The sequence below is a fragment of the Streptomyces sp. NPDC034111 genome, from assembly GCF_055575375.1.
Genome location: NZ_JBVIST010000007.1, coordinates 39,129 through 63,933, shown reverse-complemented (window position 1 = coordinate 63,933; position 24,805 = coordinate 39,129). Strand labels below are relative to the sequence as shown.

Below are 24,805 nucleotides of genomic sequence, written 5' to 3'. Positions count from 1 at the left end.
GGGCGTGTCAGCTCCTGCCCGCATCAGCGGTCACATCGGTCACTTCACTGTCCAGCAGTTCGCGGACGGCCCGCGCCACCGCCTCCGGGTACTCCATCATCGCCACATGCCCTGCCTCCGGCAGCGTCAGCAGTCGCGCACCGCGGAACGCCGCGGCCGCCCGCCGTGCCATCCGGAAGGAGACCAGGCGGTCGCGCCCACCGTAGACGAGAAGGGTGGGGGCGAGCACGCGCTCTGCCTGACGCCACAAATTGTGCTGTCCACCGAGCGTGTAGGCGTTCACCAGACCGCGCGCCGAGCGCTCCATCACCTCCCAGAAATACGGGAGTTCGAGCCGTCTGGCGTATTCGTCGGCCGCGGAGTTGAACCCCTCCGGGGTGACCCGGCCAGGGTCGCCGTAACAGAGCGCCAGCACCTCGCGGGTGCGGCGCTCGGGCGTCCAGTCCTTGGTGAGCCGGCTGAACAGCGTGGTGATGCCGGGGACGGCGAGCAACGCGGTGGGCACCGCGGTCAGCTGCGGCCGCAGCTCGGGCAGCGCCGGGGAGATCAGCGTCAGGGTGCGTACGAGGTCCGGGCGCACCGCCGCCACCCGGGTCGCCGCGGCGCCGCCCATCGAGTTGCCGATGAGGTGGACGGGGCCGCGGCCCGCCGCGTCGAGGTAGCGGATGACCGCGCGGGCCTGCGCGGAGACCGAGTAGTTGCCGTCGTCCGGCGGCGCTGACTGGCCGAAGCCGGGCAGGTCGAGCGCCTCGCCGTCGAGCCGGTCGGCGAGCAGCGGCATGAGGGCGGACCAGTTCAGCGCGGAGCCGCCGAGGCCGTGGACGTAGAGGGCGGGCTCGCGCTCCGCCGCCGCGCCTTCGTCGCCGGTGCCGTCCGGCCCCTCGGGCCGCCCGGCCGGTGCCCGTACGCTCAGTGTCAGTCCGGGGAGGGTGACGGTGCGCACCGTCTCCGCCGCGGCGCCGGGCCGGCCGGGTCCGGCCGGAGGTACCGGGAGGGCGGCGGTCGTGGTGTCCGGCGACTCGGTCGAAGACATGGGGACGATGTTACGAGACGATCACGCCGCCGATCGTGTGTTCGCGGTCACACACCGCATCGCGACACCGCGGCGGCTCTCCTAGGCTCGTAGGCAGGGACAGCCGCCCCGGCCCCTGCTTTCATGCCAGGCACCAGCCGACAGAGCAAGCCCGCGAGAAAGGGAGCCACCATGCGCGTCGACCCGACCGACCCGGACACCTTCGAGGACGAGGAAGAGACCGCCGAATTCGACGTCGAGGCGCCGGAGGCGGACGCCGCGGAGCAGTACGCGGACCTCGCCCCGCACCGCGACGAGCCGCTGACCGACATCGACGCGGACTCCGCCAGCGAGGGCGATCGCGCCGAACAGGCGCGTGTCGTGGAGCTCAACGAAGACGAATACCGATGACCTGGGGGGTTATGTCGGATTGCGCGTACGGTACCGGGCAGAAATTCTCGCCCCGGGCCGCGCACACCCGGGTTACCCAAAAGTACGATGGCGGGCGCGGTGCACCACCTTGTACGGGCCGCGCACGGAACGATTTCTGGGAGGCAGCGTGAGCGCCATCGAGCAGACCGAGGCGGCGCGCCCGCGGGGCACACGCCTGCCACGCCGAGCACGGCGCAATCAGCTTCTGGGCGCGGCCCAGGAGGTGTTCGTCGCCCAGGGTTACCACGCGGCCGCGATGGACGACATCGCCGAGCGCGCGGGCGTCAGCAAGCCGGTGCTCTACCAGCACTTCCCTGGCAAGCTGGACCTCTACCTCGCGCTGCTCGACCAGCACTGCGAGTCGCTGCTGCACTCGGTGCGCGCGGCGCTGGAGTCGACGACCGACAACAAGCAGCGGGTCGCGGCGACGATGGACGCCTACTTCGCGTACGTGGAGGACCCGGGCGGCGCCTTCCGTCTGGTGTTCGAGTCAGATCTGACCAATGAGCCGGCGGTCCGCGAGCGGGTGGACAAGGTGTCGCTGGAGTGCGCCGAGGCCATAAGCGCGGTGATCGCCGAGGACACCGGTCTGTCGCGGGACGAGTCGATGCTGCTCGCCGTGGGTCTGGGCGGTGTCTCCCAGGTGGTGGCGCGCTACTGGCTGTCCTCCGAGAGCCAGGTTCCGCGTGACACCGCCGTGGCGCTGCTGACCTCGCTCGCCTGGAAGGGCATCGCGGGCTTCCCGCTGCACGGCAGCGACACGCACTGAGCGTGTTCGCTGCTGGCGTGGTCCGCGGCGTCCTGCGCGTCCCCGTACCGGGCTAATGTGTGCTGCGTACGGCGCGGATGGCCGCGCATCCTCCCCCAGCTGACGCCGGGGGACCCCCAGACCGTCGGAGGGACAAAAGCCGTGGAGGTCAAGATCGGCGTGCAGCACGCACCCCGCGAGATCGTTCTGGAGAGCGGGCAGTCTGCCGAAGAGGTCGAGCGCGCGGTGTCCGAGGCGCTGGCCGGCAAGTCGGAGCTGCTGAAGCTGGAGGACGAACACGGCCGCAAGGTCCTGGTCCCGGCGGACCGGCTGGCCTATGTGGAGCTCGGCGAGCCGGCCGGCCGCAGGGTCGGGTTCGGCGCGCTCTGATCTGTGTGGCGCCCGCTGCGGCGCCAGGAGCGAACACGGCGGCGGCCCGGGGGAATTTCCTCCGGGCCGCCGCCCTTTTCGCAGATCAGGCCGTTCGGGTCGGCTCGGCTGGGCTGATCAGGCAGCCGACCCGCGGTGGAAGGGTTGCTGCCGTGAGCCCCTGGGTACGACCGCCTACGACCCATTTGTTCGTCCGGCCGGCACCGCACCGTCAGCAGTGCACTGTGAGCACCGCACAACCGGCGCCGGTAGCCGGGCACGCAGGCACACGGGAGGGAACAGCATGATCTGGGAAGCGCTCGGAGCCCTGTTCATCGGCTTCGCCATCGCCCTGTTCGCCCTGCGCAGGCTGCCCGACCGCTTCACCTCACGCGCCCTCACGCTGGCGACCGGCCCGGTGGCCGCGCTGCTCGGCGCCCTGCTGACCCGCTCGATCCTCGGCCCCGGGCACCCCGTCCAGGTGATGGTGGCCGCGGTCGCGGTGGGTGCGGCGCTGCTCTCGGTCCTGCTGCGGCCGCCGCACCGGCGTCTTCGGCGGCCGGCCGCACCGTTGAAGGGGCACCGGACGGCCTGAACCGCCCGGCACCCCTGCCGGCTCCGTCGTCCTGCCGGTCCCGTCAGAACATCGCCGTCAGGCGGCCAGCCCCAGCGCCGCCATCCGCTTGGTGTGCGCCTCGGTGATCCGGGAGAACATCCGGCCCACCTCGGCCAGGTCGAAGCCGTCGGCCACCCCGCCCACCAGCATCGTGGAGAGGGCATCGCGGTCCGCGACCACCCGCTGGGCCTGCGACAGCGCCTCGCCCATCAGCCGCCGCGCCCACAGCGCGAGCCGTCCGCCGACCCGCGGCTCGGCCTCGATCGCCGCGCGCACCTTCTCGACGGCGAACGACGCGTGTCCGGTGTCGTCGAGGACGGCCAGCACCAGACCGCGGGTGTCGGAGTCCAGCCGGGCCGCGACCTCGCGGTAGAAGTCACTGGCGATCGAGTCGCCGACGTACGCCTTGACCAGGCCCTCCAGCCAGTCCGACGGCGCGGTCTGGCGGTGGAACTCGTCGAGGGCGGCGGCGAACGGCTCCATCGCCTCGTTCGGCTCCGCCTCGATGTGCGCGAGCCGCTCCCGCAGCCGCTCGAAGTGGTGGAACTCGGCCGAGGCCATCTTGGCCAGCTCGGCCTTGTCGTCCATCGTCGGCGCGAGCTTGGCGTCCTCCGCCAGCCGCTCGAAGGCGGACAGCTCGCCGTACGCGAGCGCGCCGAGCAGGTCGATCACGGCGGCCCGGTACTGCGGGTCGGCGGATGCCTGCACCCAGTTCTGGGCGGCGATCCCGGTGAGTTCTTGCGCGTCAGCCGCGGCGTTGTCAGGCGTTCCCATGACCGGCACAATAGCCCGCCGGGCGGCCCGGGGAAGGCCCTGGTCAGCCACTTCCGGTCACCCGTACGAACGACTCGTCGCACCGCGTCCCGGCCGGGCCCCGGGGACGTGACGAATTCCTCACTCATACAAGCCTTCGGATGGGGGCGCCGTATCCGGGGTACAGTGGTATTGGACCTGCCGAGAAGTCGGTGGGTCATTCCACGAAGCGGATGCCCGGTCGGTGGCCCGATCGGCTCCAAACCGACCGCCCTCCCCTGCGGCGCGTGCCGAGACGTACGCACCACACGAGGGACACACCCGCTCGCGGCAGGAGTGCCTGAGCGTTGGCAGTGGTCCCGCCCCACCGGCCGCCATCAGGCCGGCCCCGTACGAACCCGTACGACGGAGCGGTACGACCCCCTTCGCCGCCTCATGCCGCGTCTCACAGAAGAGGCAAGATTCTGTCTACGTTCCGAGACCTTGGGATTTTCCCCGAGACGGCCGAAGCCCTTGAGGCCGTCGGCATCATTTCCCCCTTTCCCATCCAGGAGCTGACGCTCCCCGTCGCCCTCTCCGGCAACGACGTCATCGGCCAGGCCAAGACCGGCACCGGCAAGACCCTGGGTTTCGGCCTGCCGCTCATCGAGCGCGTCACGGTCCCCGCCGACGTCGAGGCGGGCCGCTCACAGCCCGAGCAGCTGACCGAGGCGCCGCAGGCCCTCGTCGTCGTGCCGACCCGTGAGCTGTGCCAGCAGGTCACCAACGATCTGCTCACCGCCGGCAAGGTCCGTAACGTCCGGGTCCTGGCGATCTACGGCGGCCGGGCCTACGAGCCGCAGGTCGAGGCGCTGAAGAAGGGCGTCGACGTGGTCGTCGGCACGCCCGGCCGGCTGCTGGACCTCGCGGGCCAGCGGAAGCTGGACCTCTCGCAGGTGCGCACCCTCGTCCTGGACGAGGCCGACGAGATGCTCGACCTGGGCTTCCTGCCCGACGTCGAGAAGATCATCCAGCTGCTGCCGGCCAAGCGGCAGACCATGCTGTTCTCCGCGACCATGCCGGGCCAGGTCATCTCGCTGGCCCGCCGCTACATGTCGCAGCCCACCCACATCCGCGCCACCGCGCCGGACGACGAGGGCGCGACGGTCGCCAACATCACCCAGCACGTCTTCCGCGCGCACTCCATGGACAAGCCGGAGATGGTCTCGCGCATCCTCCAGGCCGAGGGCCGGGGCCTGGCGATGGTGTTCTGCCGTACGAAGCGGACCGCCGCCGACATCGCCGACCAGCTCTCCCGGCGCGGCTTCGCGTCCGGCGCGGTGCACGGCGACCTCGGCCAGGGCGCCCGTGAGCAGGCGCTGCGCGCCTTCCGCAACGGCAAGGTCGACGTCCTGGTCTGCACCGACGTCGCCGCCCGCGGCATCGACGTCGAGGGTGTGACCCATGTCATCAACTACCAGTCCCCCGAGGACGAGAAGACCTATCTGCACCGCATCGGCCGCACCGGCCGGGCGGGCGCCAAGGGCACCGCGGTCACCCTCGTCGACTGGGACGACATCCCGCGCTGGAAGCTGATCAACAAGGCGCTGGACCTGGCGTTCGACGAGCCGGAGGAGACCTACTCCACCTCGCCGCACCTGTACGAGCAGCTGAACATCCCCCAGGGCACCAAGGGCGTGCTGCCGCGCGCCGAGCGCACCCGGGCCGGGCTCGCCGCGGAAGAGGTCGAGGATCTGGGCGAGACCGGCGGCCGCGGCCGTGGCCCCCGCCGGGGCGCTGCCGCCGTGGAGGAGGAGCGTCCCGCGCGCACCCGTACGCCTCGCCAGCGCCGCCGCACCCGTGGCGGCGCGCCGCTGGACGGCCCGGCCACCTCCGAGGCGACGGCGACCGGGTCGCTGGATGCCGCCGAGGGCACGGCGGGTGCCGAGGGCGCGGAGGCGCCGCGCCAGCCGCGCCGGCGCCGTCGGACCCGCGCCGGCCAGTCGGCCGCGGCGCAGGCTCCGGCAGCCGGGGCGGCCGGGACCGCCAAGGTCACCGAGGCCGCGCAGCCCGCCGCCGAGGTGAGCGAGGCCGCCGCCGAGGCCGTGGCCGCGCCCGCCAAGCCGCGCCGCCGCCGGACCCGCAGCGCCGCGAAGGCCGCCGTGGAGACCGCGCCGGCCGTCGTGACGGAGACCGTGGCCGAGGCCGCGGACACCGCCGTGGAGGCGGCTCCGGCAAAGCCGAAGCGGACCCGCAAGAGCGCCGCCGCCAAGGCCGCGGAGGCCGCCGTGGACACCGCCGAAGGCACCGTGGAGGCACCCGCCAAGCCCAAGCGGACCCGGAAGACCGCCGCCGCCAAGGCCGCGGAGGCCGCCGTGGACACCGCCGAAGGCACCGAGGCCGCACCGGCCAAGCCCAAGCGGACCCGCAAGACCGCGGCCAAGACGGTGGCGGCCGAGGCCACCGCCGAGGAGGCCCCGGCCAAGCCGAAGCGGACCCGTAAGAGCGCTGCCGCCAAGGCCGCTGCCGAGGGCACCGAGGCCACCGGGGCGGACGTCGCGGAGGCCAAGCCGGTGCGCCGTCGCACCCGTGCCAAGGCCGCCACGGCCGAGGCGACGCCCGCGAGCTGACGCACGCACGCCCGGACGACCCGGCCCCGCCCCGTGCGGGTGCCGGGTCGTCGGCGTCCCGGCCCGGTTTTGCCGCCCGGCCCGGATAACCTCGGTCCATGAGCAGGCCGCCCATCCTCACGCTGCCCCCGTGCGCCCGTGCGTACCTCCTCGACACCGAGCGCGGCGCCTTCGCCGTGCACGACGCCCGCCCCGACGGCGCGCCGATCGGCACCGCACTGCTGGTGCCCGGATTCACCGGCAGCAAGGAGGACTTCGTCGCCTTGCTGGCACCGCTCGCCGCGGCCGGTTTCCGGGCGGTCGCGGTGGACGGCCGCGGCCAGTACGAATCGGCCGGACCACGCGAGGAACAGGCTTATGCACAACGGGAGTTGGCCCTCGACGTACTGGCGCAGGCGCGGGCCGTACGGGAGCGGGACAGCGGTCCGCTGCATCTGCTGGGGCACTCGCTGGGCGGTCTGATCACCCGGGCCGCGGTGCTGCTCGACGCGGCCCCGTTCCGTTCGCTCACCGTGCTCAGCTCCGGGCCCGCGGCCATCGAGGCGGCCCAGCAGGCCCGGGTGCGGATGCTGATCGAGGCGCTGCGCACCCTCGACATGGAGAGCGTCTGGCGGGCGATGCGCGAGCTGGATCCCCCGGAGGCGGCGGACGCCGCGACGCCGCCCGAGATCGGCGCGTTCCTGCACCGCCGTTGGCTGAACACCGTCCCCGAGCAGCTGATCGCGACCGGCCGTCAGATGCTGGAGGAGCCCGACCGGGTGGCGGAGCTGGCCCGTACGGGACTGCCCACCCATGTCGTCTCCGGCGCCGTCGACTACGCCTGGCCGGTGCCGTGGATGGACGCCATGGCCGAGCGGCTGTCCGCCCGCCGTACGGTCATCGAGGGAGCCGAGCACTCCCCCAACGCCGAGCGCCCGGAGAAGACGGCCGAGGCGCTGACCGGGTTCTGGAGCGGGGTGGACTAGTCGGGCCCGTCCGCGGAGGTGCCGCTTCCCTTACGGGTTCGGCCGGGCGGGCGGTGTCATCGCGACAGCAGGGGGCGGTTCGGCGAGCATCGAAGGTGGCGGGCGGCCACCGGCGGCCGGCCGGCACCGGCTTCGTACGAAGGGCTCGCTCATGACCGGCAATCCCCAGGACGCTCCCCAGGACGACCCGCACGGCATCGCGCTCACCCGGACCTTCGACGCCCGTCGTGAACTGGTCTTCGAGGCCTGGACCCGGCCCGAGCACTTCGCGTACTGGTTCGGCGGGGAGCTGGCGGTGCCGGCCGACCGGATGACGATGGACGTGCGGCCCGGCGGGGTCTGGGGCCTGGTGATGCAGACCCCGGACGGCGGCGAGCTGCCGTTCTCCGGTGTCTACCGCGAGGTCGTGCCGCCCGAGCGGCTGGAGTTCACGCTCAAGGACGACGCGGCGCCGCGCGGGGCGGAGGGCGAGCTGGTCCGGGTCACCCTGACCGATCTCGGGGACCGGACGCAGATGGCGTTCCGTCAGCTCGGCGGCAATCTCAGCTCCGAGCAGTACGAGCAGGCGCAGGCGGGCTGGTCGGGCTTCTTCGACCGGCTCGCGGAGCTCCTGGCCCGGGCCTGACCGGGAAGACACCCCCCCTAGGGGCCGCCCCTCAGTACTGCCCCTGTACGTGGTCCCAGAAGCCGTCCCTCAGCACCCGGCGCAGATCGGCGTGGCTGCGCAGGGAGTGCCGCAGCAGCGCCTCCGCGGCGGTCAGCAGTTCCTGGTCGACGGTGCCGGGCAGATACGGGTGGCCGGGGAGGAGGTCAGCGACCCACTCGCGGCCGCGCTCCGACAGCCACTGCGCGGCGACCCGGGCGCCGACGAAGCGGACCTCCTCGCGGCTGGGCGCCGGGCCCTCGCCCGCCGCCTGGTCGAAGAGTTCGACGCCGGTTTTGCGGGTGACGTACGGCTTGCAGAAGTCCAGGTCGAAGATGCGGGCGCTGTCGACCTCCCACAGCAGCGGCTCGGCCTGGTTGCGGCCGCCCGGGGCCTCGATGCCCCACAGATGCACCCGCGCGCCGTAGCCCTGCGCCGCCTCGACGGCGGAGACCAGGTCCTCGTCGCCGCCGATCAGCACCGCATCGGTGATCGCGCGGTGGCGGGCCAGCGATTCCAGGTCCGAGCGGATCAGGGAGTCGACGCCCTTCTGCTGGTTGTTGGCGTTGAGGTTGCCGAGCCTGACCTTCACGTCGGGCAGCTCGGCGATCCGCTGCTGTTCCTGGGTGTGGATGCGGCGGCGGGCGCCGTCGTACCAGTAGACGCGCAGCAGCCGGCTGTCCGGGAAGATCATCCGGGCCTTGTCGATGAAGGCCTCGATGATCCCTTCGGCGTCCAGGTCGAAGCCCTTGCGGTCCTCGGTGCCGGCGACGAGCTTCCCCGCCGCGGCATAGACATAGCCCGCGTCCACGAAGGCCGCATGGGTGGACGGGGTGGTGGCGACCTCGGCGAGCACCCGGGTGAGCAGCTCGTTGGTGCGCTCGATCCCGGCGGCGAGCGCGGCGAGGTCGGTGGGGCCGGTGGGCCGGACGTCGTTCATACGGGTCCCATTGTCCGGGCGCCCGCTCCGCGGGCACAAGCGCGCTCCCCCGGTAGTACTTAGGCGGTCAAAAATTTTCTTTAGCGTAGGGAATGATCGAGAGTAGGGGGTTGTTGTACCCATACGGAACGCCTGGCAGCGAAGCCACGCATTTCCACACCACTCAGTTCTCCGCAGGAGGATCAGACGAAGGGAGAAGCCCTTGCGCTTCCAGATCATGCGCCTCGACGATGTCGACGGCACCGCCGTGGACAGCACCGTCGTGGACGCCGCCTCCGTCAACCGGATCGTGCAGCAGGCCGCCGCCATAGGCCAGCGCATCTACATCCGCCCGGCCGACACCGTCGCCCGTTAAGCCCGACGCCTGGTGATACCGACACCGCGGCGCCCCCGTACGAACACGTCGTACGGGGGCGCTGCCGTTGTGCCGGGCGGACGGAGCGGACTCAGGCCCCCTGGATCACCTGGAGCACACCGTTGATGATCTGCTGCACGGCCAGCGCGGAGAGCATCATGCCCGCCAGCCGCGTCACCAGGACCACCCCGCCGTCCTTGATCACCCGGATGATCACCAGCGAGAACCGCATCACCAGGTACAGCACCACATGGATCGCCGCGATCGCCGCCCAGACCGAGAGCTGCGCCGCGAAGCCGTGCGCATGCTGCACCGCGAGGATCACGGAGACGATCGCGCCGGGCCCGGCCAGCAGCGGCATACCCAGCGGCACCAGCGCCACATTGACGTCCTTGGTCTGGGTCGGCTCCTCCGACTTCCCGGTGAGCAGGTCCAGCGCGACGAGCAGGAGCAGCAGCCCGCCCGCGATCATCAGCGCGGGCGTGGAGATGTGCAGCCGGCCCAGGATCTGCCGGCCGAAGAGGCCGAAGAGGGCGATGACGCAGAAGGCGACGGCGGCCGCCTGCCACGCCATCCGGCGCTGCACCTTGGCCGGGCGGCCGGAGGTCAGGGCGAGGAAGATCGGGGTGATGCCCGGGGGGTCCATGATCACAAAAAGGGTGACAAAGAGGGTACTGAAGACGGCGATGTCGAACACGGTGAAGGCCTTGCGAGAGGTGGTACGGACGAGCTGAGGACAGGCCGGCGCGGCGGGCGCGGGCCCGTAGGGGGAGGGGAGAGCGGCCCTCAGCCGCCCGCGCCGGGAACGGGGAAGGCGCCGGTCGCGCGGCGCACGATCTCGCCGTAGATCTCGGGGTCGGTGGTGTACTCGCCGAGGCGGCAGGTCTTGCGGCTGCCGTGGTAGTCGCTGGAGCCGGTGGTCAGCAGCCCGAGGTCGGCCGCCATGGCGCGCAGCCGCGCACGGGTCGGTGCGTCGTGGTCCATGTGGTCGACCTCGATGCCGTCGAGGCCGGCGGCGGCGAGCTCGGCTATCGCGCTCTCCGGTACGCACCGGCCGCGCTTGACGGCCAGCGGGTGCGCGAAGACGGTGACCCCGCCCGCGGCCTTGACCAGCCGGACCGCCTCGAACGGGTCGAGCTCGTGCTTCTCCACATAGGCCGGGCCGTGGCTGGAGAGCAGCGACTCGAAGGCCTCGTTGACCGAGCCGACCACGCCCAGCTCCATGAGGGCGGTGGCGATGTGGGGCCGTCCGACGGCGCCGTCCCCGGCGATCCGCGCGACCTGCTCCCAGGTGACGGGCATCCCGAGGTCGCGCAGCTTGCCGACCATGGCGCGGGCGCGCGGCTCCCGGTCGTCGCGCACCAGCTCCCGCTCGCGGGCGAGTTCCGGCTCCTCGGGGTCGAAGAGGTAGGCGAGCATATGGAGGCTCACCCCGTCGATGCGGCAGGAGAGTTCGGCGCCGGTGACCAGCGTCAGCCCCTCGGGCAGCGCGGCGCGCGCCTCGGCGTGCCCGCCGACGGTGTCGTGGTCGGTCAGCGCGACCACGTCCAGCCCGGCGGCCGCCGCATGGCGCACCAGCTCGGCGGGGGTGTCCGTACCGTCGGACGCCGTGGAGTGGGTGTGCAGATCGATGCGCACGACACGGACTCCAGACTGCTGCGGACGGACGGACGGGACACGGGCACGGGACCGGGCCGGGACGAACTCCGGCGCGGGTACGCGTGCGGCCGCACCCCAAGGGGACCTCAGAAGGATAACGGGCGGCCGGACGGTGGCCGCCCCGCCGCCCGGCATACGGACAGCCCGCCCGGTATACGAAACGGCGCCGCCCCCGGAGCGGTCAGCCCAGGATCCGCGGCGAGAGCGCCCCGCACGGCAGCAGATCCACCTCGGCGCCCGCCTCGCGCAGATCCGTCAGCACCAGCTCGTCGTACATCAGCAGCCCGGACTGCTCGGGCCAGGCGATCGCCCACAGCCACAGTCCGCGCGCCTCACCCGCGAAGACCGCGCGGTCGGCGGGCGCGCCCTCGACGTTCCACAGCGCGGTCGGCCGTCCCGCGGCGAGCACCTTGCCGTGCGCCGGTTTGTCCACGCACATGGAAGGGCCGGGGTCGGGGCCGTCGATACCGGCGTAGCGCGCCCCCAGCCCGACGCCCAGTTCCTCGGCGATCAGCAGGAGTTCACCGGGTCCGCCGAGCGGTCCGGGGCCCGAGCAGGCCACCGCGGTCGCCCGGCCGCCGCTGCGCTCGTCGCCCGCGCACGCCACCCCGGTGAACAGCCACCCCACCGGCAGCGGCCAGGGCATCCATACGGGCACCTGTGCACGGTGCACGACAACGCCGAGCGCCTCGACGCTCGGCGGGACGACCGGCTGGAGTGGATGCACGGTGCCGTGCACGGCGCACTGCCAGGTGTCGGAGAAGAGACCGGGCGCCCGCACCCGGCCTCCGCACTTCGGACAACTGGGTTCGCCCCTCATAAGGACCAACGGTCCTCCAGCGCCGCCGCCGCGTCAAGGACGATCACTCGACCGGTGTGCCCGGAATCACGTACCGGGGGCCGCAATTGGCCACGCACACCACCCCGGACCACCCCGCCCCACAAATAGTTGTCCCTCGCATCAATTAGGGCGGCTAATTTAATATGTGCAGACGTCAACGCTCTCGACGGGTGTCGTCCGGCGACCCCGGCCCGGCGCCTCGGTCATGGCCTTCACGGGCATGGGACAGGGGCTCCGTCCTCGCCAACTGCGGCCGTTCCGGGCCCGGTTGCGGACCCGGCGGCCCTCCCCGTCAGTCGCTCAGTCCAGCGGTACGCCGCTACGCAGCGGGTCGCGCAGGTCCGTGCCGTGCCGCAGCCAGCGCTCCTGAAGGGCCTCGGCGCCGTGCACCCGCTTCCAGGCGGCCTCGTTGGGCGTCATCGGCAACAGGGGCAGGAAGCGCACCGGCTCCATGGGCTCGGCCAGCTCCAGGTCCTCGACCAGCCCGCCCGGCTCGGCGACCAGGACGGAGGTGAAGGCCGCCCCTGGCCACAGCGGTTCGCCCACGTCCAGCGAGGCGCCCGGTGCCACGATCACCCCTTCGACCTGCGGGGATGCGGCGAGCACCGCGAGCGGCCTGAGCACCTTGTCGGTCTCCGCGCGACCCCCGCGCACGGACAGCACCAGTTCGGCGCGCGGTCCGCGCAGCGGGTCGGCCACCACCTGTGTGGGGTCGGCCATCGGCTGGGCGGACATCCCGAGCGTGGCGTAGCGGAGCACCCCGTTGTCCACGAAGCGGAGCACCTCGATACGGTCGGTACCGAGGAACGTGACGGCGGCGCGTGCGTCCGGCTCGCCCAGACTCGTACGCAACCGGGCTTCGACCAGCTCAAGAACGTCAGACATGCGGCGAGCATACGGTCGGCCGGCCACGGCCCTCGGCGTGGCGTCGCGGTGCCCCATCCTTCGTATGGAACAGGCAAAGCGGCGCCGTAACGCGACGGGCGGCTGATAGCCTTGCCGTCTGGTCAGGGAATGACGTCGTCCCCCAGCGGGGACCGGCCGGAGGAGGTGGGGCTGCGGTGGATCCGAGTCGACCGTGCAGTACCGATAGTTCTCCCGTCATCCCCCTCGCGCAGTGCATCTCCTGATCGAGAGCTTCCGTACCCCGCCGCAGAGCGGCGAAACCAGGGAAGTGCCTTCGCGCCGGATGTAGATGACGGAAGAGCGCCTTCGACTCTTTGTTCCGTGTCTCTGCGAACTGCCGTCACTGCTGCTGCGCATCGAGCGCCGCCCGCTTTGCGGACGTACCGCCGACGAAGCTGGTACGTCCACGTTCCGGGCCGCGTTGCCCCGCGCCCGCAGCTGACGGCCGGCCCGTGAAGGAGCCTGCCATGTCGATGATCCGCGACCTGCGCGCCGCCGTCCGCCCGTCCCGGCGCCGCGACGACTCCCCGTACCCCTACGACGGCACCGCCCCGGCCTGCGCGAACAGCGCCATCGTCGACTGCGGTGTCTACCGCGAGGGCCGCCGGGTGAGCGACCATGTCACGCCCGCCGAGGCGATGGCCGGGGTCCGGGCCGACGGCGGCTTCGCCTGGATCGGTCTGCACGAGCCGACCGAGGCCGAATTCGCCGGTATCGCCAAGGAGTTCGGGCTGCACCCGCTCGCCGTCGAGGACGCGGTGCACGCCCATCAGCGGCCCAAGCTGGAGCGCTACGACGAGACCCTGTTCACCGTCTTCAAGACGGTGCACTACGTCGAGCACACCGAGCTGACCGCGACCAGTGAGGTGGTGGAGACCGGCGAGGTGATGTGCTTCACCGGCCGGGACTTCATCGTGACCGTGCGGCACGGCGGTCAGGGTTCGCTGCGCGCACTGCGGCACCGGCTCCAGGACGACCCGGAGCTGCTGGCCAAGGGGCCGTCCGCGGTACTGCACGCCATCGCCGACCAGGTCGTCGACGGCTACATGGCGGTGGCCGGTGCGGTCCAGGACGACATCGACGAGGTCGAGACCGAGGTCTTCAGCTCGGGCAGCAACGGCCGGGGCAACCCCGCCAAGGGCGTCACGAAGGGCGGCGACGCCGGGCGGATCTACCAACTCAAGCGCGAGGTACTGGAGTTCAAGCGCGCGGTCTCTCCGCTGCTGCGGCCGATGCAGCTGCTGAGCGAGCGGCCGATGCGGCTGGTCGACTCCGACATCCAGAAGTACTTCCGGGACGTCGCCGACCACCTGGCACGCGTCAACGAGCAGGTGCTGTCCTTCGACGACCTGCTCAACTCCATCCTTCAGGCAAACCTCTCGCAGGCGGCGGTCGCGCAGAACGAGGACATGCGCAAGATCACCGCCTGGGCGGCGATCTTCGCCGTCCCCACGATGATCGCCGGAATCTACGGCATGAACTTCACCTACATGCCCGAGCTGAAGTGGAAGTACGGCTATCCGGCGGTACTGATCGTCACGGTCGCGATCTGCTTCGGCATCCACCGCGGCTTCAAGCGCAACGGGTGGCTCTGAGCGGGAAGCGCAGCAGGCCGCGGCCGAGGCGTAGGGGCCGGGTGTCTCAGCGCCTGGGCGGACCCGGGAGCGGTCGGGTGGCCCCATTAGGCTGAGACACATGACGGAGACCGTGTCGCAGGCCCTACAGGATCGGGCGCTCATCGAAGAGGCCACCAAGAAGTCCGGCCTCATCTGGGTGCGGGGGACGACGGGCCCGGCCCGTGCGCTGTGGCATGTGTGGCACGACGGCGCCGCGTGCCTCGTGGGGGGCGGCGCCGGTGAGCAGCCGCTGGCGGACCTCGGGCTGGCCGACGGCGGCACCGCGACGGTCACCGTACGCAGCAAGGACAAGGGCGGCCGGCTGGTCGCCTGGCGGGCCAGGGTCGTCGAGCCGGCGCCGGAGAGCGAGGCCTGGCGGGCCACGGTCGAGGAGCTGAAGGGCAAGCGGCTCAACGCACCGGACGCGGACACGATCACCGAGCGCTGGGCGCGCGAGTGCCGGGTGCTGCGGCTGGAGCCGGCGGGTGACGAAGCCGTCCAGCGGCCCGGCCGGATGCCGGAGGACTCGCACGCCGAGCCGCCGCTGGCCTCCCCCGCGATCACCCGGCGGCCGGCGCCGGCCGCACTGCCGAAGCTGCTGCGCCGGGGCCGTAAGGGCTGACCGGCCGGCGGCCGGCCGGTCGACGGCGGTGCGCTCAGCGGGCGCCGGAGATCTTGCTGCCGTAATCGACGACCTGTTCCTTGGACGGCGCCTCGAGGTTCACGCGCTTGCCCCATTCGGCGAGCCGGAGCACGCCCGCACCGCCGGCGCGCTGAAGCCGCAGCGGGTAGGGCGTGCCCTCCAGTGAGACGTCCAGGGTGCCGCCGGCGCCGGCGGCGGCGGTGAGCCGGATGGTGCGGGTGCCGTCGAGGTCGCTGCGGTCACCGGTCGTCAGCTTGCCGTGCAGCCCGAGCAGGCCGGCGAGCAGGGTGTCCTTGTCGGTGAAGCCGCTGAAGCGCTTGTAGACCGGGTCGGCGGCGGGCACCTTCACATACTTGCCGCCGAGCTTCTGCGCCGCGGCCCGGCCGTGCGCCCCGCTCTTCTCCCCGGCCCAGAACGCCGTGTCCGCCTTCAGATAGAGCGCATCGCCGACCCGCAGCAGCTGGAAGGCGGCCGCCTTGGTGGTCAGCTCGCCCTTGGCGCCGTCCTTCGCCAGGCTCATGTCGAGCTTGTACGTACGGCCCTGGCTGACGACATTGCCGGACAGGTGCACCGTGTCGGCCTGCTGGGCGGCGGCCCGCGCCTTGGCCTGGATCTTCGCGGCGGGCAGCTTCCCCACACCGTTGGTGCCGGCGTCCGGGTCCGGTTCGCCGCCGCAGCCCGCGAGCGCCGCGGCCAGGCTCACCCAGGCCGCCCCCAGCAGCGCGGCCCGGGCCGTACGGCGGGCTCCGGCCAGGGGTCGGGGGCCGGCCCCCGGGGGGATTGCGCTCACGTCGGCTCTGCCTCCTGATGCGGGTGACCTCGACAGCAGTACGGCAGCGTACCTGGGTCGTTCGGGGTCCTCGGCGGGGTGCGTGGCGGTCACCCTACGGCCTCCGCCACCGGGGCGGCGGGGACCCGGGCGCGTTAGCCTGAACCCGAATTAATGCCTTATTTCTGGTCGAACGGGCGAAAGGGTGGCGCTCTGCATGGCAGTGGTGACTCCCCGGGTCTTTGTCTCCCATCTCTCCGGCAGCGCCGTCTTCGACCCCAACGGCGACCCGGTCGGCCGGCTGCGGGACCTCGTCGCGCTGCTCCGGGTCGGGGCGCGCCCGCCGCGGTTGCTCGGGTTGGTCGTCGAAGTGATCAGCCGGCGCCGGATCTTCGTGCCCATGACCCGGGTCACCGGTGTGGAGTCCGGCCAGATCGTCATCACCGGCGTGATCAACATGCGCCGCTTCGAGCAGCGGACGTCCGAGACCCTGGTGCTCGGCGAACTGCTCGACCGCCGGGTCAAGCTGGTGGAGACCGGCGAGGAGGTCACCGTCCTCGACATCGGCATCACCCAGCTGCCGGCCCGCCGCGACTGGGAGATCGAGAAGGTCTTCGTCCGTAAGGGCAAGGGCGGGGCGCTGCGCCGCAAGGGTGAGGCGCTGACCGTGGAGTGGTCGGCGGTGACCGGCTTCTCGCTGGAGGAGCACGGCCAGGGCGCGGAGAGCCTGCTGGCCACCTTCGAGCAGCTGCGCCCGGCCGACCTCGCCGGCGTCCTGCACCACCTCTCCGCCAAACGCCGCGCCGAGGTCGCCGCGGCGCTCGACGACGACCGGCTCGCCGACGTCCTGGAGGAGCTGCCGGAGGACGACCAGATCGAGATCCTCGGCAAGCTGAAGGAGGAGCGGGCCGCCGACGTCCTGGAGGCGATGGACCCGGACGACGCCGCCGACCTGCTCTCCGAGCTGCCGGAGGAGGAGAAGGAGCGGCTGCTGGCGCTGATGCGGCCGGAGGAGGCCGCGGATGTGCGGCGGCTGATGGCGTACGAGGAGCGCACCGCGGGCGGACTGATGACCACCGATCCGATCGTGCTGCGCCCGGGCGCGACCGTCGCGGAGGCGCTCGCCCGGGTCCGCGACCCGGACCTCTCCCCCGCGCTCGCCGCCCAGGTGTACGTCTGCCGGCCGCCGGACGAGACGCCCACCGGCAAGTACCTGGGCCTGGTGCACTTCCAGCGGCTGCTGCGGGACCCGCCGTTCACCCTCGTCAGCTCGATCGCCGACACCGACCTGCCGCCGCTGCCGCCGGACACCCCGCTGACCGAGGTCGCCAGCTATCTGGCCGCGTACAACATGGTGGCCGCACCGGTCGTCGACGAGAGCGGTGCCCTGCTGGGCGCGGTCACCGTCGACGACGTACTGGACCATCTGCTGCCGGAGGACTGGCGGGAGGCCGAGCTGCACGGCGACGGCGCCGGGCTGGCCGGTGCCGGGCGCCTGGGGAAGGCCCCCGATGGGCGCTGACGAGCGGGAGAGCAGGGAACGCACCCGGGCGAACGGCTCCTCGGCGCTGCGGCGGGGCGCCACCGACCGGCGCCGGGTGCGCCTGGACGTACCGCGCGCACCGCGCCGTACGTTCCTTCCGGAGTACGACCCCGAGGCGTTCGGGCGGCTCTCGGAGAAGATCGCCCGTTTCCTGGGGACCGGCCGCTTCATCGTCTGGATGACCGTCGCCGTCATCGTGTGGATCACCTGGAACGTCGCCGCGCCCGGCACCTGGCGGTTCGACCGGTACCCGTTCATCTTCCTGACCCTGGCGCTGTCCCTTCAGGCCTCGTACGCGGCGCCGCTGATCCTGCTGGCGCAGAACCGCCAGGCCGACCGGGACCGGATCACCCAGGAGCAGGACCGCAAGCAGAACGAACGCTCCATCGCCGACACCGAGTACCTGACCCGGGAGATCGCGGCGCTGCGGCTGGGCCTGGGCGAGGTCGCCACCCGCGACTGGATCCGCTCCGAGCTGGAGGACCTGCTGCGGGATCTGGAGCTGCGGCAGCTGGTCGAGTCGGAGAGTGATGAACGCGACCGCTGACGGCCTTTCCGGAGGCCGCCTCATGAGCCGTACCATCGGGTCATGGCTACCGACATGCCCCAAGGCTCCGCGCCCAGCGAGGACGCGGTCCGCGCCGCGCTCGCGACGGTGAACGACCCCGAGATCCACCGCCCCATCACCGACCTGGGGATGGTCAAATCGGTGGACATCGCGGCGGACGGCGCGGTGGCGGTCGTGGTCTACCTCACCGTCTCCGGCTGCCCGATGCGCGAGACGATCACCAACAGCGTGCGGGACGCGGTCGCCCGGGTCGAGGGCGTCACCGGCGTCCAGGTCGACCTGGAAGTGATGAGCGACGCCCAGCGCAAGGAGCTGGCGGCCTCGCTGCGCGGCGGCACCGCCGAGCGCGAGGTGCCGTTCGCCCAGCCCGGCTCGCTGACCCGGGTCTACGCCGTCGCCTCCGGCAAGGGCGGCGTCGGCAAGTCGTCGGTGACGGTCAACCTCGCCGCGGCGATGGCGGCCGACGGCCTGAAGGTCGGTGTCGTGGACGCCGACATCTACGGCCACTCGGTGCCCCGGATGCTCGGCGCGGACGGCCGCCCCACCCAGGTCGAGAACATGATCATGCCGCCGTCGGCGAACGGCGTGAAGGTCATCTCGATCGGCATGTTCACCCCGGGCAACGCCCCGGTCGTCTGGCGCGGCCCGATGCTGCACCGCGCGCTCCAGCAGTTCCTCGCCGACGTCTACTGGGGCGACCTCGACGTCCTGCTGCTGGACCTGCCGCCGGGCACGGGCGACATCGCGATCTCCGTGGCGCAGCTGGTGCCGAACGCCGAGATCCTGGTGGTCACCACCCCGCAGCAGGCCGCCGCCGAGGTCGCCGAGCGGGCCGGTTCGATCGCCGTGCAGACCCACCAGAAGATCGTCGGCGTGGTCGAGAACATGTCCGGGCTGCCCTGCCCGCACTGCGACGAGATGGTCGACGTCTTCGGCACCGGCGGCGGTGAGCGGGTCGCCGAGGGCCTGACGAAGACCACCGGCACCCAGGTGCCGGTGCTCGGCGCCATCCCGATCGACGTCCGCCTCCGCGAGGGCGGCGACGAGGGCAAGCCGGTCGTGCTGACCGACCCGGACTCCCCCGCCGGCTCGGCGATCCGCACGATCGCCGGCAAGCTGGGCGGCCGGCAGCGCGGCCTGTCGGGGATGTCGCTGGGGATCACCCCGCGCAACAAGTTCTGAGCCCACACGCGGTGACAGAAGGGGGCGAGCCGTGCGGCCCGCCCCCTTCCGCATGCGCCGGCGTACTCAGCCGGCGTACGCGGTGATGTCCTTGACGACCGCAAAACCGAGGCTGGTACGTGCTGCCGGCGCGCTGACCACTCGCACCGGCCGTCAGCGCCGGTCAGCCGGCGTACGCCGTGATGTCCTTGACGACCGCAAAGCCAAGGCCATAGGCGCTCATCCCACGCCCGTACGCGCCGATGTGGACCCCCTCGGGGCCCTCGGGGGACGAGCCCGCCAGGACCCAGCCGTACTCGGACTCGCGGTAGGCGAACGAGGTCGGCACCCCGTCGACCGGCAGCATCAGCTCGCTCCAGCTCCCGCCGCCGAGGTCGTCGGCCAGCTCCCAGGCGAGCATCGTCTGCTGGTCCAGCCAGTCCTGGCGCAGCGTGCGGTCCATCTGGGTGGGCCAGGTCCGGGCGAGCAGCCCCGAGCCGGCCAGCCAGGCGGCCGTCGAGACCGAGGTGGCCTCCAGTACGCCGGTGCCGTCGGCGCTGCGCCGTACGGGGCGGCTGGCGACGGTCACCACGACCGCGAACCGCTCGTCCTGCGGCGATTCCACCTTGATGGTGGGCACTTCGCCGTGCCCGGTGGCGCCGTGCTCGACGGTGCCGTCCGCACCGGCGCCGACCTGCATCAACCAGCGCGGGCCGGTGAACGCCTCGTCGAGGCCGTACCACGGGAACGCAGCCAGCAGATAGCCGTCGACCTTCCCGCCGACCGCGGCGGGCGCCTGTTGTTCCGCTGTCCGACTCGTCGTCTCCATCTGCGCGGAGCCTCCTTGTTGCCCTGCGTCGTGGGCGGCCCGCCCCCCTCAGGCGACCAAACCCCGGACACCCGGAGCATAGCTATAAGCGTCAATACAGCCGGTCATACCGGAGTGTGTCAGGTGGCGTCCGCGTCGAACGGCGGACGCTCGCCCGGCTCAGGTATCGCCGGCTTCTTGACCAGGTCCGGGCGGCCGGAGGCGGCCGTGGGCTCCTTGGAGAGGCTGGGCCCGGAGCCGTTCGAGGGCGCGGCGGCCGAGGCGCTCTCGCGGCCGTGTACGGCGTCGGTGACCTCGGCCATCTCCTGCTTGAGGTCGAAGCCGTTGCGGATCTCGGCGAGCTCCTTGAGGCCGTACTCGTCCTTCTCCAGGACGTGTTTGCGCACGAAGTTCTTGGGCTTGAGGTCCTCGAACTCGAAGTCCTTGAACTCCGGCCCCAGCTCGCTGCGGATGTCTTCCTTGGCGCTGTCGGAGAACGCCCGGATCTTCCGGATGACGCCCATCACGTCCTGGATGACCTTGGGGAGCTTGTCCGGACCGAAGATGAGCACGGCAAGGACGACGATCGCTACCAGCTCTAGGGGTCCTATGTCGAAGAACACCTTGCAGCTCCTTGGGTCATCGGCCTTCGCTGGCCTAGGGGCCAGGCCGACTATCACGGTACCTGGCCCCGTGCGTCGGACGGGAGTCACCCGTGCCAACACCGTGCAAACGATCAGCTGGCGGTGGAGGACCCCAGCCTGAGGCGCACCGTCTGCTCCTTGCCGCCCCTCTGGAGGGTCAGCATCAGCGTGTCACCCGGCCGGTGGCTGCGGATCTTCACGATCAGCTCCTCGCCGCTGTGCACCGGAGCGCCGTCCACCTTGGTGATCACGTCGCCGGGCCGGATCCCGGCCCGGGCACCCGGGCCGCCGGGGATGACCGGCTCCTTGCCGCCCTTGCTGTGCTCGCCGACCCGCGCGCCGTCACCGGCGTACTCCATCTCCAGCGTCACGCCGATCACCGGGTGTGTCGCCCGGCCGGTGTTGATCAACTCCTCGGCCACCCGCTTGGCCTGATTGATCGGGATGGCGAAGCCCAGCCCTATGCTGCCGCCCTGGCCGCCGCCGTCCGGTCCGCCGCCGCTGTCGGCCGCGCGGATGGCGCTGTTGATGCCGATCACCCGCGCCCGGGCGTCCACCAGCGGGCCGCCGGAGTTGCCGGGGTTGATCGGCGCATCGGTCTGGAGGGCGTCCACGTACGACACATCGCTGCCGTCGCCCTTCTGGCCGCCCGCGGTGATCGGGCGCTGCTTGGCGCTGATGATGCCGGCGGTCACGGTGTTGGCCAGGTCGAACGGCGCGCCGATCGCCACGACCGGGTCGCCGACCCGCACCGAGTCGGAGTTGCCCAGCGGCAGCGGCCGCAGCCCCGTGACGCCCTCGACCTGGACGACGGCGAGGTCGTAGCCGCCGTCCTGCCCGACGACCTTCGCCTTGGCGGTCTGCCCGCCGCTGAAGGTCACCGATATCTCGCCGCCGGTCCCGGCCGGCTCCACGACGTGGTTGTTGGTGAGGATGTGGCCCTGCCGGTCGAGGACGAAGCCGGTGCCGGTGCCCTGTTCTGCGCTGCCCCGGACGTGGAGCGTCACCACACCGGGCAGCGCGGCCTGCGCGATCCCGGCGACGCTGTCGGGGCGGCGTCCCCCGGCGTCGTCGTCGCTGGCCTGCGGCAGCTTGATGTCGTTGATCCCGCCGTACCGCTCGACATACGCGCCGATGGCGCCGCCCGTCCCGCCCGCGAGCAGCGCGAGCGCCACCGCGCCGGCGACCAGCGGACCGCGGCGGCTGCGCCGCGCGGACGGCGGCGCGGCCGGGCCGCCTTGGAGGGGTGCGCTCCAGGGGTCGTACTGGTGCCAGGCACCGTGCGCGGCGGTACCGGAAGAGGGGACGCCGGGCCGCGGGGCGGCGGACTCGTGGTGCACCGGGCCGCCGGGCGCGGCCGGCCCGTCGGCCGGGGCGGGCGGCGCGGCCTCGGCCGGTCCGGCCGGGTGCTGCGGCTCGCCGCCGGTGTGCGGCGGCGCGGGCGGCGGGCTCGGGTAGCCGGCGGCCGGTGCCGGTGCGCCGTACGGGGGCAGCGGCCCGGCGGACGGCGGGAGCACGGTGCCCTGGGCGGGGGTGGCGCCGCCGGTGAGCCCGCCGGACCAGCCCTGGGCGCCGGTACGGGGCTCCGGCCGCTGTACGGGCGGCGCGGGGGCCCAGGGGCCGGGGCCGCCGTACGGCGGGGTGCCGTACGGGTCCTCCGGGTGCAGCGGCCGGCCGGGGGCCGCGGTGTCCGGGGCGCCCGAGGGGCGGGCTTCGGCGGCGTCCGGCCGCTGCGGCGGTACACCAGTGGTCTCGGCGGACGCCGGGGCCACGGCAGTCTCCTGCCCCGCATCGGCGGTCACCTGACCGAGCATCACGGTGGCCGCACCGGTCCGCGCCCCCTGCGCCGGCGTCTCGGCGGCCAACTCGCCCTCGGTACGGGCCGCTTGGGCCGTCTCGGCCGGCCCGGCGGCGTCGTCCGCCTCGGCATGCTCCGGCCTCTCGGCGGCGCTGCGCGGCTCCGGCGGGCGCACGATCCAGTCGCCCGCATCCTGCGCACCGGACCCGTCGGCCGTGCCGGAGGCCCCGGCCCGCACCCGCTCCGCCGGGCCGTCGGCGGGCGGCATCGCCTGCGGACCGGCCTCGGCGGACGGTTGCGTGCTCGGGGTGCGCCCCGGACGGCTCCACCACTTCAGCTTCGGCCCGGCAGCCTTACCGTCGTCCATGCTCTCCCCAGAATTCGCCCGCGGTCCTGCGGGCCACCACCACCTCGCGGCACACGCCCGGTCAGGGTGCGGCGCACAAGAGCCGATTCAACCAGTTCCGCGGGGGGCTGCGCAGGGGACGGTCAGTGCCGGCCGGCCGGACCCTGGGCCCCGGGGCCGGCGGCGGAGCCGGTCAGCGGGCGCATCGGCTCCAAGGGCGGGAGCGGGGGCGGGTTCTTGGCGAGGGGGATGCCGGTCGCCACGGCCAGCGGAGCGTGGTGGTACGACGCGGACGGACCGGTCGCGGCGATCAACGGCGACAGCCCGAAGCGGCCGACCGGGGCCGCCGCGGCCGTCGCGGGCTGGGCGGGCGCGACGCCGGGAGCGTAGAGGGCCATGGCGCTGGGCGCCGGGGCCTGCGTCGGACCGCCGGACGGGGGCCAGGTCCGCCGGGCGCTGTCGGTCGTCAGGAACTTCCCGCCGGGGGGCAGGGAGCCGCTGTCGGCCGCCGAGTCCACGCTGAGCGGGGTGACGGACGTACCGCTGCCCTCGGGGCGCCCGCCGGTGGCGTCGACGACCGCCTCCAGCGGGAGGGCACCGCCGAGCGCAATCGCCGCGAGCGAGACCGCTCCGGCCGCCGCGAAGGCGAACCGGCGCCGCTGCGCGGGCCGTTCGGCCTCCGGCACCCGGAAACCACGCGAGCGGTCCTGGGCGGGGATGGCCGCCATCGCCCCGCCGGAATGGCCACCGGAGGGGACATAACGAAACGAGCCGCCGCCCTGGGCGAATTCACCGGTGCCGAAGCTGCCGCCGCCGAGCCGGCTGACCGGGCTGCCGGGGTCACCGCCGGGCAGCTGCTGCAAGCGCGCCAGCAGCCCCGCGGAGGGACCGGGGGGCGCCGCCTCGGCGAACACACTCTTGAGCCGACGCTGGGCATCGGCCTCTGCCTTGCACTTTGCGCATGTCGCAAGATGCGCGAGCACCCGCTCGCGCGCGTCATGCCCCAACTCGCCGTCGACCAGGGCCGCGAGGCGGTCGCCGAGATGCTGCTCGGCGGGGGACGGACCGCCACTGAGGCTCACGCGATCCCTACCTCCCCCGTGGGCACCACGGCGGCCAGCGCCCGGCGCTGCTCGCGCTCCTCGCGCTCCTCACTGCGGGTGGCCGGAGCACGGTGCTTGAGGGCCTTGCGCAGATGGGAGCGGCCACGGTGGATCCGGCTGCGGACCGTGCCCAGCTTGACGCCGAGGGTGGCCGCGATCTCCTCGTACGACAGGCCCTCGATGTCGCACAGGACGACGGCCGCGCGGAACTCCGGCGCGAGGGTGTCCAGCGCCTGCTGGACATCGGCGTCGAAGTGCGTGTCGTCGAAGTGCTGCTGCGGGGCGGGCTCACGGCTGGGAAGCTTCTCGGCCGCGTCGTCACCGAGCGCATCGAACCGAATACGCTGCCGGCGCCGGACCATGTCCAGGAAGAGGTTGGTGGTGATGCGGTGCAGCCAGCCCTCGAAGGTGCCGGGGGTGTACGTCGACAGTGAGCGGAAGACGCGGACGAACACCTCCTGGGTGAGGTCCTCGGCGTCGTGCTGATTGCCGGTGAGGCGGTAGGCGAGACGGTAGACCCGTGCACTGTGCGTGCTGACGATCTCCTCCCAGCTGGGCGGAGTCCACGCCTGCGCATCCGCGTCTGCGGCGAAGGTCGCGGTAGGTGCGGAGTCGGTGGTGCGGAAACGGTCAGCGGTGTGTGTCACGGATTTCGGCTCGGCGAACGACCTCTTCAAGCGCCTCAGCACCCCTCGGTCACCCGCCGCAGCCGCACCTCCCCTGGTGGCTCTGGTGGTGTCCAGTAGAGCCCCTACCATATCCACCTCGCCCGTTAGCTCCGGATAAGCAGTTTTGACCTGCATTTGGTCCTGCTTCCCGCCTTGATTCCCGTCTCGCGCGGTCTTCGCCACTGCGTCCCCCTCTTCCTCCTCCCCCTCTTTAACGCCCGGTCCCATCTGCGGGTTCCCGCACGCAGCGGATACAGTCACGGTTGCGTCAACTACGGGGACAGGAGAGG

General features: G+C 72.5%; 26 protein-coding genes. 13 read left to right on the top strand and 13 right to left on the bottom strand.

Features of this window, described 5'->3' with window-relative positions:
* Positions 1-7 precede the first annotated feature (7 nt).
* Positions 8-1,033, bottom strand: coding sequence for an alpha/beta fold hydrolase (locus ACZ55A_RS18530; protein ID WP_468841013.1), 1,026 nt, complete (start codon positions 1,031-1,033; stop codon positions 8-10).
* A gap of 171 nt (positions 1,034-1,204) precedes the next feature.
* Here ACZ55A_RS18530 and ACZ55A_RS18525 point away from each other — a divergent pair, with 171 nt between their 5' ends.
* From ACZ55A_RS18525 to ACZ55A_RS18510, 4 genes are all read left to right on the top strand, one after another.
* Complete coding sequence (locus tag ACZ55A_RS18525; RefSeq protein ID WP_468841011.1) at positions 1,205-1,423, top strand: hypothetical protein; 219 nt, start codon at positions 1,205-1,207, stop codon at positions 1,421-1,423.
* A 148-nt stretch (positions 1,424-1,571) separates the two neighbouring features.
* Positions 1,572-2,213 carry a TetR/AcrR family transcriptional regulator gene (locus tag ACZ55A_RS18520; RefSeq protein ID WP_468841009.1) on the top strand — a complete coding sequence of 214 codons (642 nt, stop codon included), beginning with the start codon at positions 1,572-1,574 and terminating at the stop codon, positions 2,211-2,213.
* Positions 2,214-2,354: 141 nt separating this feature from the next.
* Positions 2,355-2,582: a DUF3107 domain-containing protein gene (locus ACZ55A_RS18515; RefSeq protein ID WP_468841007.1), complete on the top strand. Its 228-nt coding sequence runs from the start codon at positions 2,355-2,357 to the stop codon at positions 2,580-2,582.
* A gap of 283 nt (positions 2,583-2,865) precedes the next feature.
* A complete protein-coding gene (locus ACZ55A_RS18510; protein WP_468841005.1) occupies positions 2,866-3,156 on the top strand; it encodes a hypothetical protein in 291 nt (96 codons plus the stop codon).
* A 57-nt stretch (positions 3,157-3,213) separates the two neighbouring features.
* Here ACZ55A_RS18510 and ACZ55A_RS18505 read toward each other — a convergent pair whose 3' ends face one another.
* Positions 3,214-3,951, bottom strand: coding sequence for a ferritin-like fold-containing protein (locus ACZ55A_RS18505; protein ID WP_468841003.1), 738 nt, complete (start codon positions 3,949-3,951; stop codon positions 3,214-3,216).
* Between the two features lie 332 nt (positions 3,952-4,283).
* Here ACZ55A_RS18505 and ACZ55A_RS18500 point away from each other — a divergent pair, with 332 nt between their 5' ends.
* The 3 genes from ACZ55A_RS18500 (at position 4,284) to ACZ55A_RS18490 (ending at position 8,129) form a co-directional block, all read left to right on the top strand.
* Positions 4,284-6,539, top strand: a complete 2,256-nt coding sequence (locus tag ACZ55A_RS18500; RefSeq protein ID WP_468841553.1) for a DEAD/DEAH box helicase — start codon at positions 4,284-4,286, stop codon at positions 6,537-6,539.
* Positions 6,540-6,637: 98 nt separating this feature from the next.
* Positions 6,638-7,504 carry an alpha/beta fold hydrolase gene (locus ACZ55A_RS18495; protein ID WP_468841001.1) on the top strand — a complete coding sequence of 289 codons (867 nt, stop codon included), beginning with the start codon at positions 6,638-6,640 and terminating at the stop codon, positions 7,502-7,504.
* A 151-nt stretch (positions 7,505-7,655) separates the two neighbouring features.
* The gene (locus tag ACZ55A_RS18490) at positions 7,656-8,129 is read left to right on the top strand and encodes an SRPBCC family protein (protein ID WP_468840999.1); all 474 of its coding nucleotides are present in this window, start codon (positions 7,656-7,658) and stop codon (positions 8,127-8,129) included.
* Positions 8,130-8,160: 31 nt separating this feature from the next.
* On the opposite strand, the gene ACZ55A_RS18485 is transcribed toward ACZ55A_RS18490, so the two are convergent.
* The gene (locus tag ACZ55A_RS18485; protein WP_468840997.1) at positions 8,161-9,087 is read right to left on the bottom strand and encodes an NYN domain-containing protein; all 927 of its coding nucleotides are present in this window, start codon (positions 9,085-9,087) and stop codon (positions 8,161-8,163) included.
* Positions 9,088-9,289: 202 nt separating this feature from the next.
* Between ACZ55A_RS18485 and ACZ55A_RS18480 the strand changes: the two genes are divergently transcribed.
* Entirely contained in the window at positions 9,290-9,442 is a 153-nt protein-coding gene (locus tag ACZ55A_RS18480; protein WP_468840995.1) for a hypothetical protein, read from the top strand.
* Positions 9,443-9,533: 91 nt separating this feature from the next.
* Here the strand turns inward: ACZ55A_RS18480 and ACZ55A_RS18475 are convergent, their stop codons facing one another.
* The 4 genes from ACZ55A_RS18475 to ACZ55A_RS18460 all read right to left on the bottom strand — a co-directional run bounded on the left by ACZ55A_RS18475 (position 9,534) and on the right by ACZ55A_RS18460 (position 12,827).
* A complete protein-coding gene (locus tag ACZ55A_RS18475; RefSeq protein WP_468840993.1) occupies positions 9,534-10,139 on the bottom strand; it encodes a MarC family protein in 606 nt (201 codons plus the stop codon).
* 89 nt (positions 10,140-10,228) lie between these two features.
* Complete coding sequence (locus tag ACZ55A_RS18470) at positions 10,229-11,080, bottom strand: PHP domain-containing protein (protein WP_468840991.1); 852 nt, start codon at positions 11,078-11,080, stop codon at positions 10,229-10,231.
* A 202-nt stretch (positions 11,081-11,282) separates the two neighbouring features.
* Positions 11,283-11,921: a DUF6758 family protein gene (locus ACZ55A_RS18465; RefSeq protein ID WP_468840989.1), complete on the bottom strand. Its 639-nt coding sequence runs from the start codon at positions 11,919-11,921 to the stop codon at positions 11,283-11,285.
* Positions 11,922-12,242: 321 nt separating this feature from the next.
* A complete protein-coding gene (locus ACZ55A_RS18460) occupies positions 12,243-12,827 on the bottom strand; it encodes a suppressor of fused domain protein (protein ID WP_468840987.1) in 585 nt (194 codons plus the stop codon).
* A 488-nt stretch (positions 12,828-13,315) separates the two neighbouring features.
* Here ACZ55A_RS18460 and ACZ55A_RS18455 point away from each other — a divergent pair, with 488 nt between their 5' ends.
* Positions 13,316-14,443, top strand: coding sequence for a magnesium and cobalt transport protein CorA (locus ACZ55A_RS18455; protein ID WP_468840985.1), 1,128 nt, complete (start codon positions 13,316-13,318; stop codon positions 14,441-14,443).
* Between the two features lie 100 nt (positions 14,444-14,543).
* Positions 14,544-15,086, top strand: coding sequence for a hypothetical protein (locus ACZ55A_RS18450; RefSeq protein ID WP_468840983.1), 543 nt, complete (start codon positions 14,544-14,546; stop codon positions 15,084-15,086).
* 34 nt (positions 15,087-15,120) lie between these two features.
* Here ACZ55A_RS18450 and ACZ55A_RS18445 read toward each other — a convergent pair whose 3' ends face one another.
* Positions 15,121-15,897, bottom strand: a complete 777-nt coding sequence (locus tag ACZ55A_RS18445; RefSeq protein ID WP_468840982.1) for a hypothetical protein — start codon at positions 15,895-15,897, stop codon at positions 15,121-15,123.
* Positions 15,898-16,093: 196 nt separating this feature from the next.
* Here ACZ55A_RS18445 and ACZ55A_RS18440 point away from each other — a divergent pair, with 196 nt between their 5' ends.
* The 3 genes from ACZ55A_RS18440 to ACZ55A_RS18430 are packed head-to-tail and all read left to right on the top strand — an operon-like array spanning position 16,094 to position 19,169.
* Positions 16,094-17,398, top strand: a complete 1,305-nt coding sequence (locus tag ACZ55A_RS18440) for a magnesium transporter MgtE N-terminal domain-containing protein (RefSeq protein ID WP_468840981.1) — start codon at positions 16,094-16,096, stop codon at positions 17,396-17,398.
* A complete protein-coding gene (locus tag ACZ55A_RS18435; protein WP_468840979.1) occupies positions 17,388-17,966 on the top strand; it encodes a DUF1003 domain-containing protein in 579 nt (192 codons plus the stop codon). Before ACZ55A_RS18440 ends, ACZ55A_RS18435 begins: the two co-directional genes overlap by 11 nt.
* 42 nt (positions 17,967-18,008) lie before the next feature.
* Positions 18,009-19,169: an Mrp/NBP35 family ATP-binding protein gene (locus tag ACZ55A_RS18430; protein WP_468840977.1), complete on the top strand. Its 1,161-nt coding sequence runs from the start codon at positions 18,009-18,011 to the stop codon at positions 19,167-19,169.
* Between the two features lie 163 nt (positions 19,170-19,332).
* Here ACZ55A_RS18430 and ACZ55A_RS18425 read toward each other — a convergent pair whose 3' ends face one another.
* The 5 genes from ACZ55A_RS18425 to sigE form a co-directional block, all read right to left on the bottom strand.
* On the bottom strand, positions 19,333-19,977 hold the full coding sequence (locus ACZ55A_RS18425; RefSeq protein ID WP_468840975.1) for a hypothetical protein: 645 nt from the start codon (positions 19,975-19,977) through the stop codon (positions 19,333-19,335).
* Between the two features lie 119 nt (positions 19,978-20,096).
* Positions 20,097-20,579, bottom strand: a complete 483-nt coding sequence (locus ACZ55A_RS18420) for a sec-independent translocase (RefSeq protein ID WP_468840973.1) — start codon at positions 20,577-20,579, stop codon at positions 20,097-20,099.
* Positions 20,580-20,692: 113 nt separating this feature from the next.
* Positions 20,693-22,765, bottom strand: coding sequence for a S1C family serine protease (locus ACZ55A_RS18415; RefSeq protein WP_468840971.1), 2,073 nt, complete (start codon positions 22,763-22,765; stop codon positions 20,693-20,695).
* A gap of 122 nt (positions 22,766-22,887) precedes the next feature.
* Positions 22,888-23,826, bottom strand: a complete 939-nt coding sequence (locus ACZ55A_RS18410) for an anti-sigma factor family protein (RefSeq protein WP_468840969.1) — start codon at positions 23,824-23,826, stop codon at positions 22,888-22,890.
* Entirely contained in the window at positions 23,823-24,605 is a 783-nt protein-coding gene (gene sigE, locus ACZ55A_RS18405) for an RNA polymerase sigma factor SigE (protein ID WP_468840967.1), read from the bottom strand. The genes ACZ55A_RS18410 and sigE overlap by 4 nt, the downstream gene beginning before the upstream one ends.
* Positions 24,606-24,805 lie beyond the last annotated feature (200 nt).

Bases quoted from the DNA above. Each gene is read 5' to 3' on its own strand.
- ACZ55A_RS18415 (WP_468840971.1), bottom strand. From the start codon at position 22,765: ATGGACGACGGTAAGGCTGCCGGGCCGAAGCTGAAGTGGTGGAGCCGT.
- ACZ55A_RS18510 (WP_468841005.1), top strand. From the start codon at position 2,866: ATGATCTGGGAAGCGCTCGGAGCCCTGTTCATCGGCTTCGCCATCGCC.
- ACZ55A_RS18465 (WP_468840989.1), bottom strand. From the start codon at position 11,921: ATGAGGGGCGAACCCAGTTGTCCGAAGTGCGGAGGCCGGGTGCGGGCG.
- ACZ55A_RS18460 (WP_468840987.1), bottom strand. From the start codon at position 12,827: ATGTCTGACGTTCTTGAGCTGGTCGAAGCCCGGTTGCGTACGAGTCTG.
- ACZ55A_RS18430 (WP_468840977.1), top strand. From the start codon at position 18,009: ATGGCTACCGACATGCCCCAAGGCTCCGCGCCCAGCGAGGACGCGGTC.
- ACZ55A_RS18525 (WP_468841011.1), top strand. From the start codon at position 1,205: ATGCGCGTCGACCCGACCGACCCGGACACCTTCGAGGACGAGGAAGAG.
- ACZ55A_RS18440 (WP_468840981.1), top strand. From the start codon at position 16,094: ATGGCAGTGGTGACTCCCCGGGTCTTTGTCTCCCATCTCTCCGGCAGC.
- ACZ55A_RS18450 (WP_468840983.1), top strand. From the start codon at position 14,544: ATGACGGAGACCGTGTCGCAGGCCCTACAGGATCGGGCGCTCATCGAA.
- ACZ55A_RS18495 (WP_468841001.1), top strand. From the start codon at position 6,638: ATGAGCAGGCCGCCCATCCTCACGCTGCCCCCGTGCGCCCGTGCGTAC.
- sigE (WP_468840967.1), bottom strand. From the start codon at position 24,605: ATGGTAGGGGCTCTACTGGACACCACCAGAGCCACCAGGGGAGGTGCG.
- ACZ55A_RS18490 (WP_468840999.1), top strand. From the start codon at position 7,656: ATGACCGGCAATCCCCAGGACGCTCCCCAGGACGACCCGCACGGCATC.
- ACZ55A_RS18505 (WP_468841003.1), bottom strand. From the start codon at position 3,951: ATGGGAACGCCTGACAACGCCGCGGCTGACGCGCAAGAACTCACCGGG.
- ACZ55A_RS18455 (WP_468840985.1), top strand. From the start codon at position 13,316: ATGTCGATGATCCGCGACCTGCGCGCCGCCGTCCGCCCGTCCCGGCGC.
- ACZ55A_RS18435 (WP_468840979.1), top strand. From the start codon at position 17,388: ATGGGCGCTGACGAGCGGGAGAGCAGGGAACGCACCCGGGCGAACGGC.
- ACZ55A_RS18530 (WP_468841013.1), bottom strand. From the start codon at position 1,033: ATGTCTTCGACCGAGTCGCCGGACACCACGACCGCCGCCCTCCCGGTA.
- ACZ55A_RS18485 (WP_468840997.1), bottom strand. From the start codon at position 9,087: ATGAACGACGTCCGGCCCACCGGCCCCACCGACCTCGCCGCGCTCGCC.
- ACZ55A_RS18425 (WP_468840975.1), bottom strand. From the start codon at position 19,977: ATGGAGACGACGAGTCGGACAGCGGAACAACAGGCGCCCGCCGCGGTC.